Below are 6,758 nucleotides of genomic sequence, written 5' to 3'. Positions count from 1 at the left end.
TGATAAATCCACCTGAAGCACAGATACCAGCCAAAAACCTCAATATTGCCCAAGTGGTTATATCTGTGGTCATGACCATAGCAGCAGAAGTCACCACACTCAAAATAAGATATGCACGATGTAAGTTATATTTATAATTGAGATTATGCATACTTGCAGCAACTAAGACACCAAACATATAGCCCATAAAATTGGTGCTAGCCAACCACCCGCCACCCAGATCTGTTAAACCCGCGCCTTCTTGCATAACTGGTAATAGCAGGCTATATGAAAACCGAGCAACCCCTACGGTCACTATCAAACTACAAATTCCAGCAATGTATACACGGATTTTCGTGAGCTCTATGGACATTTTTATGACTTAATATAAGAAAGGGATTCACAAAGAATACGTGACTCTGTTAATCTTAAAAATTGAATTATTTAGAACAAAAGATTCTTATTATCAGAAATGTTTAATAAATCGATAAGGATGTCTATATGGAGATTTTGGCGTTAAAAACCTTTAAAGCGGTGGTTGATGAAGATGGTATTAAAGGTGCTGCTGAAAAACTGCATACCGTTCCATCAAATATTACTAACCGTATCAAAAAGCTTGAAAGGGAATTGGACACAAAACTATTTAATATCGTTGGCAGAAAGTTGCAATTGACTCCCAGCGGTCGACAGCTATGCGACTATGCTGACCAAATTTTACAATTAGAGTATCAGGCAACCTCGGCTATTTTGCGTAACAAAGACAGTTATGAATTAAGAATCGGTATGCCTGAAACCTTTGCGGCCGTTCATATGCCGTTGGCACTCAAACAACTTAAGCTAAATCACGCTGAGATTCGTGCCAAAATTTATACAGACACTAGTGATAGGTTAGTGCTGGCTGTGTTGAACAACAAAGTAGACTGCGCGGCAATCGGTAATGCACCTAAGCACAAAGGTTTGGTGGTGATTCCTATTGTAAAAGAAACGCTAGTGATGGTGACGCCATTAGACAGTGAGCATGACCCTGTGCTATTGGTGCGTGATGAAGGGTGTGGTTACAGAACACAGGCTCTTATTTGGCAACACGAAGCAGGCAGAAATAGTGATGAACTGATGTTAATGAGCAGCGCTGATGGTGTTTTAGGCTGTATCGCTGCGGGATTAGGTTATACTATTATCGGCCAAAATATGGTGGTAGGCAGTCGATATGAAAAGTCACTGGTCATGACGCCACTGAGTAATGGTGCAAAAAATGTCCAGCTATCGATTGTTTATCGTAAAGATAGTCCGTTGATATCAGGCATATCAACCCTCGCTAAACTGCTAACCGAATGATATAGCATGCTATTTTTAAGTCAGACCTGACTGGTTGTTGTCAATTCTGTATTCGTATATTATTAGGGTCTTAATACCAGATATGCTTGCATCAAACACCGAAAAACGTTAAAATCTCGGTTTAATTTTCCCGCTGGGGAAAGGCTAAGTGAGCAGGGAAATGGTATTGGGTGCTGGAATAAGCCAGTGACGCAGTTGCCATACTTATAAATGCCCTTAGTGCCTCAGTTACGTATGTCATTGTTGGTTTGATGCATCGTTGAAGATGTTGTTCATCGCAATACATACATCGGACATAGAGAGTTTATTATGCGCAAAGATATCCATCCTAACTATCAAGAAGTTTTATTCCACGACACTAACGCTGATGTTTTCTTTTTGACTCGTTCAACAGTTAAAACTAAAGCTACTCGTGAATATGAAGGTAAAGAATACCCATACTACCCACTTGATATTTCAAGTGCGTCACATCCATTCTATACTGGTGAGCAACGTAAAACTTCTACTGAAGGTCGTGTTGCTAGCTTCAACAAACGCTTTGGTGCGTTTGGTGGTCGTAGTAAGAAAGCTGCTGATTCTGCTGAGTAATATATACATATTGTATAAATACATCTCGACAAGTAATAAAAAACCGCTGATATTCAGCGGTTTTTTTTATTTGGATTTTAAAGGTAGTATGAAGCTAAGCCACTAAGCAGTGGGATCGTCTAATACCTGTACAATCAGCTCTGATAATTGCTGGGCCCAATAACCATACATCAAACTGCTAGGGTGAAAGCCATCACTGGCAAACATCACAGCAATATCGATAGGCGTGCCATTAGAGTGTTCTTCTATCATCCGTGCAAAGTCAGTTGCCATATAGTTGACACCATCATGATCGGCACAAATTTTTTGCAATACTGTGTCGAGCATTGAGGCTTTCGCACCAACAAAATTATTGAGTGGAGTAGGTATAGCAGGCATTTGTGCCATCGGTGGTAGGCTTGAAAAAATCAATTCCCGCACACCAAATTTACGCTGAGCAATATCGATGATATCTTCAATCTGCTGCTGCCATTTATTTGTAGAGACGTTAGCAGTTGTATCATTGACTCCCACACTTAGTACCATTACATCTATAGACTTACTAGGAGTGGGTAGGATATAAAGCCTACGTAAAATATCAAAGCTAGTGTGCCCAGTCGTCGCTTGCAATGACCAGCTTAGCTCATCAAACTGAGTATTGACGAGGGGATGCTGTGTCAAGATTGGAATGAGCTTACCTACCAATGCATCTTGTTGTGTCTGACTACCCACACCAGCGGCGGCTGAGTCACCAACAACCATGACGTTTAGCGTTTTTTTGGTCACGTTTTGTGTGGCATCAGCAGATGTGTTTAGTTCAACACAACCATGTCTTTCCCCATTTGGCTCAGGTAGGCGAATGGTATCACGCTTTATTTTTCGGCCTTGATAAAGGTAAACGGGCGCAAGCAGTATGTCTCTGGTGACCGATGCTACTTTATTATTTATCATACTGTTACCATCCTGCACGCTCTCTAATAGTGGTTAGATTATCTTCAACCAATAGCTTACCATCGACATAAACATCACGTAGTAGGTTGTCCGTGTCAGCTGCTAGTTCATCGGCTTTGATGGTTTTTAGTTGTCCATCAGCATCTTGGACTAAAGCCAAGCGACCTTTTTTTGAGCGTTTTGAGCGGCTAGTGATTGGGTCTTTATAGATGTCTTTCCATACCCCATCAATAGAGATAGAGCTGGCTTTCATCGCCCAACTCATGGTATCGCGGTTGACTTGTTGTAATAGTCCGCCACCCATACCAAAGGTGACGTTTTCAGCGCTGAAGCCTGCTTTTAATATGACGTCAATAATTTTGGTCAAGCTTTGCGGACTGATACCATCCCCTTGGATGACTCGTACATAATCAGGTAATACCTTATAACCTTTACTATTAACAGTTGTCCCAAATTTCACGGCTAAGCGCTCTAACGCTTCACGGACTACTTTGGTAGGCTCACCACTGTCTGGTCTAATAACCAGCGTACCGCCCATATTTTTCACATCATCTTTTAGGGTGCCACCCCAGATATTATCAATGGCGTTCCATAGATCGTAGCTATCAGACACCACCGAAAACGCTTTACCTTCACCACCAAACTGCTCAATCATATTGGCAAATGCAGCGGTCTCGCCATCACGACCCCATGCGGTCATGGTACTGTGTTCAGCCGCAGGGATAGAAAACGCTGGCATGTCTTTACCCATTTGATACCAACGACTGGCAGCTATTAACGCCGTCATCGAATCTGTACCAGCGAAGTTCACCAAATGTGCCAAGCTACCGAGTGCTACAGACTCTTGGCTAGATGCGCCACGTGCACCGAAATCATGCAGTCTGAACGTAAGCGACTCTGTGTTATCCGCTGACTTTTCTAATGCTTTACGAATGATGTCTTTGCAATAGTGCGAGACACTAGCGACCGTTGATGGATACCAAATCGCACGTAATAAAGCCGTTTCGATATAGCTTGGTAGCCAGTAAAATTCAGGGTCGGTATTGATTATTTGGCAGACCACGTTAGATACTGGCACGATGCTGCCTTCGGGGACAGCTTCGATACGTAATGGTAGATAGCCATTGTGCTTATCGACTAAACGCTCCCAACCAGCACGATTGAAAGTCAAGCCATGCGCTTGCACGACCATTTCGGCTTCATCGATCTCTTGATGGGTAATAGGGGTGCTCAGATATTCTTTGATAAAGGCTTGCAGACCAAAAAATACCACATCGTAGTCGCCTTTACGGGCTTCAATGTAGCTTGACAGATACTCACTACCGCTTGGGTATTGCACCCAATGTGAGGTTTTATAGCTGTCGCTGTTAAGGATTAAATTATTTAAATTACTGGTATACATCACAGAACTCCTCTGCTTTGAAATGCCGTCGCTGTTTTGAAGAACAGCTGTGGCGAAAAACCCTTGCCGTCTATCGACTCGGGCGGTAAAACGTATCTTAAAAAAACAACTCAAACCTAGAAAATAAATTATATAGACTATATTTGGTTGATATATATCAAATAATGTACTAATTGGTCAGTGGTATGTAACGCTATAACCCGACCATTTTAGTGATAATCGCATAGTGGTCTTCGAACATCATGGTAGCGTCTAGCTCTGCCAGTGGTAGCCAAAATGCTTTGGCAGCGTCATCACCACCTTTTACTTTGGGCAGACCCTTTGGATCATTTTTAAGCTGAAAATAAAACGCTTGGGTAATCGTGCGGCCACGTGCCGAGCGATATGGGTCGTCAAAGGTATGCTGACTGTGACAAGAGCCACGTAATACTGGCTCAGGAACTTTGAGACGAGTTTCTTCGCGCAGTTCACGGATACAAGCGTCAAATAACGTCTCTTTTGGATTTAAAAACCCGCCCGGCAGCGCCCATAATCCGCGCCCTGGCATACTGCGGCGTTCAACCAATAGGATATGTCCGGACTGTACAATTAACGCATCAGCTGTCATAAAAGTCGGTGGATAGGGAGCTGATTCCCACTGCCTTTTATATTTGTCAATGAAATCTGCTTCTTCATGTAACTGTTGGTATTTAGCTGTTTGTTTGAAGTCATTCAATACGTTACGAGTAGATTCAGGCGTGCGCTCAGGTGTCGGCGTGGCACCCATCAAATAGCTATCTCGAATAGGCGTGGCTGATAAATTGTGATAGTTGGGCACTGAAACCGAATCCCAGTTGGGGAATAGCGATAGATAATACGATGAACTGTCTTTTGAGTGACCAATCAGACCGATATCGCTCTGCAAATCACCAGTGACAGATTTCACGCCCGCTTGTACATATTGTAGCCAGCGTGTGTCGTTGTAGAGGGCATCATCTAGAGCAACGCAATGAATACGTGCCGCTTCTTCTGCTGAGTAAGCGTCTTTAATCATCGCCGCACGCTCAGCGACGCTAAATGGATTGCGTAAGCTACGGGGTAGGTTGGCCGAGCCAATGAGCATAATCACTTCGTCCGAGCGCTTTAATGCTTCGTCGATGACCGCTTTGTGTCCACGATGGAACGGCTGGAAACGGCCAATAAAAACCAAATAACGATAGTGCTTATTGTTTTTAGTTAAACTCTGCTCTGATGATTCACTCATATCCGCCAATTTCCTGCTATTTATATTTTATTGGTTAAAAGCATTCTAATAATACCAATACTGACACAGCCTATGACTTGCTGACAAGTGTAAAGATGTTTGGTGCAGTATTACTACTAGGTATGGTCGAATCAGATAAATGCCACGAGGTGTTAAGTGGAATATTTTTCAATCCATGCTGTTACCGTTGGCCAAATCTCTTTGGCAGCATTACGGCTGATCATGATACGGCTATGAGTATAGTCGTCAAAATCGCCATTACTGCGCGAGTACTCTCGAAAGACATTATCAGGATTCTTAAAGTCATCAAAAAGCTGCCGACAACCATAGGTAGGGGCGATAAAATTATCTCCTTTAGCACTAATGGCGTAGACAGGTATGGTGATATTTGGCATCTGTTGCCGATAGTCTAATGGCTCATCGCCATCACTTGTCCCACTGTTAGGCTGGTTAAACGTACTTTTCTTAATAAAGATGCTGTTAAAGTTCTGTTGTAGGTTCCAGTCGTACCACTGGCGCATCGTATAGTCGCTTTCGTCACAGGCGCCCATCTTTAATTTTCTGGCAGGAATACGGCCAAGCAGTCGTGTGAGTATTTTGGCCGCAATAATTTTCGTATGATTTAAACGCTTCGATGCTGCGCCATAGGCTTGGCAGGCAAACATGCTGATACTATTGGTTTTATTAATGTAACACGGATTTTGAATCAAAAACATAATCAAACCAATACCGCCACCACTATGGGTGACGCAGTGTAAGTTATCGAGTTTTAATTCCTCAAAGAAGTAACGAAAAGTCGCTTCGTAATCATAGGTGGCAACGGTTTCGAAATTGAATTTTTCTTTTGGCATTGAGCTATCACCATGACCGCGCCACTCCATAATGTAACAATGATGTCCAAGGCTGGCTAGATACTCAGCAATTTTGAGGCAGGTTTGTTTGTCTGAAAATGTCCCGTGCGTTAGAAATATATTTTGTGGTTTTATCACAGAGGTATTTGTGGTTAGTGTATCAGTGACTGTACTAGCTATTTTGCTATCGACAATTTTCCAAACAGCAATTTTCTCGCCATCTTGGGTTGTCACTAGGTTTCGCGTTTGTGTCATCATAAAGTAGACTCAACCAAAATGTAAAATTGGTACTAGCTTAAATGTAATGTTTAGCAATGAAAATTATAGTAATAAATAGGACAATACTAAAAAACTGCGTTATAAAATAACGCTTGAATAGGCGTTTTTCTTCGATATCTAAACGATCTCTGTAGTCAATATAAAAAAATAT

General features: G+C 42.3%; 7 protein-coding genes. 2 read left to right on the top strand and 5 right to left on the bottom strand.

Annotation, left to right across the window (positions count from 1 at the left end; all coding sequences use genetic code 11):
- Positions 1 to 352: YbfB/YjiJ family MFS transporter (locus ACT3QP_RS13725; RefSeq protein ID WP_444525889.1), on the bottom strand; the 352-nt coding region annotated here is incomplete at its 3' end.
- A gap of 128 nt (positions 353 to 480) precedes the next feature.
- Between ACT3QP_RS13725 and ACT3QP_RS13720 the strand changes: the two genes are divergently transcribed.
- Both ACT3QP_RS13720 and ACT3QP_RS13715 read left to right on the top strand, forming a co-directional pair.
- Complete coding sequence (locus ACT3QP_RS13720; protein ID WP_444525888.1) at positions 481 to 1,314, top strand: LysR family transcriptional regulator; 834 nt, start codon at positions 481 to 483, stop codon at positions 1,312 to 1,314.
- A 309-nt stretch (positions 1,315 to 1,623) separates the two neighbouring features.
- Positions 1,624 to 1,902, top strand: a complete 279-nt coding sequence (locus ACT3QP_RS13715; RefSeq protein ID WP_444525887.1) for a type B 50S ribosomal protein L31 — start codon at positions 1,624 to 1,626, stop codon at positions 1,900 to 1,902.
- A gap of 102 nt (positions 1,903 to 2,004) precedes the next feature.
- On the opposite strand, the gene ACT3QP_RS13710 is transcribed toward ACT3QP_RS13715, so the two are convergent.
- The 4 genes from ACT3QP_RS13710 to ACT3QP_RS13695 form a co-directional block, all read right to left on the bottom strand.
- Positions 2,005 to 2,832 carry an SGNH/GDSL hydrolase family protein gene (locus ACT3QP_RS13710; protein WP_444525886.1) on the bottom strand — a complete coding sequence of 276 codons (828 nt, stop codon included), beginning with the start codon at positions 2,830 to 2,832 and terminating at the stop codon, positions 2,005 to 2,007.
- A gap of 4 nt (positions 2,833 to 2,836) precedes the next feature.
- Positions 2,837 to 4,234: a nicotinate phosphoribosyltransferase gene (locus ACT3QP_RS13705; RefSeq protein WP_444525885.1), complete on the bottom strand. Its 1,398-nt coding sequence runs from the start codon at positions 4,232 to 4,234 to the stop codon at positions 2,837 to 2,839.
- Positions 4,235 to 4,427: 193 nt separating this feature from the next.
- A complete protein-coding gene (locus ACT3QP_RS13700) occupies positions 4,428 to 5,477 on the bottom strand; it encodes a bifunctional nicotinamide-nucleotide adenylyltransferase/Nudix hydroxylase (RefSeq protein ID WP_444525884.1) in 1,050 nt (349 codons plus the stop codon).
- Between the two features lie 152 nt (positions 5,478 to 5,629).
- Positions 5,630 to 6,586 (bottom strand): alpha/beta fold hydrolase, encoded by a 957-nt coding sequence (locus tag ACT3QP_RS13695; protein WP_444525883.1) that lies wholly within the window; start codon positions 6,584 to 6,586, stop codon positions 5,630 to 5,632.
- Positions 6,587 to 6,758 lie beyond the last annotated feature (172 nt).

The organism is Psychrobacter sp. AOP7-B1-24 (assembly GCF_052376215.1).
In the GTDB taxonomy this organism is placed as follows: Bacteria; Pseudomonadota; Gammaproteobacteria; order Pseudomonadales; family Moraxellaceae; genus Psychrobacter.
This window is presented reverse-complemented; position numbering and strand designations above follow the sequence as displayed.

Coding starts and splice junctions, on each gene's coding strand:
- ACT3QP_RS13720 (WP_444525888.1), top strand. CDS start 481: ATGGAGATTTTGGCGTTAAAAACCTTTAAAGCGGTGGTTGATGAAGAT.
- ACT3QP_RS13715 (WP_444525887.1), top strand. CDS start 1,624: ATGCGCAAAGATATCCATCCTAACTATCAAGAAGTTTTATTCCACGAC.
- ACT3QP_RS13710 (WP_444525886.1), bottom strand. CDS start 2,832: ATGATAAATAATAAAGTAGCATCGGTCACCAGAGACATACTGCTTGCG.
- ACT3QP_RS13705 (WP_444525885.1), bottom strand. CDS start 4,234: ATGTATACCAGTAATTTAAATAATTTAATCCTTAACAGCGACAGCTAT.
- ACT3QP_RS13700 (WP_444525884.1), bottom strand. CDS start 5,477: ATGAGTGAATCATCAGAGCAGAGTTTAACTAAAAACAATAAGCACTAT.
- ACT3QP_RS13695 (WP_444525883.1), bottom strand. CDS start 6,586: ATGATGACACAAACGCGAAACCTAGTGACAACCCAAGATGGCGAGAAA.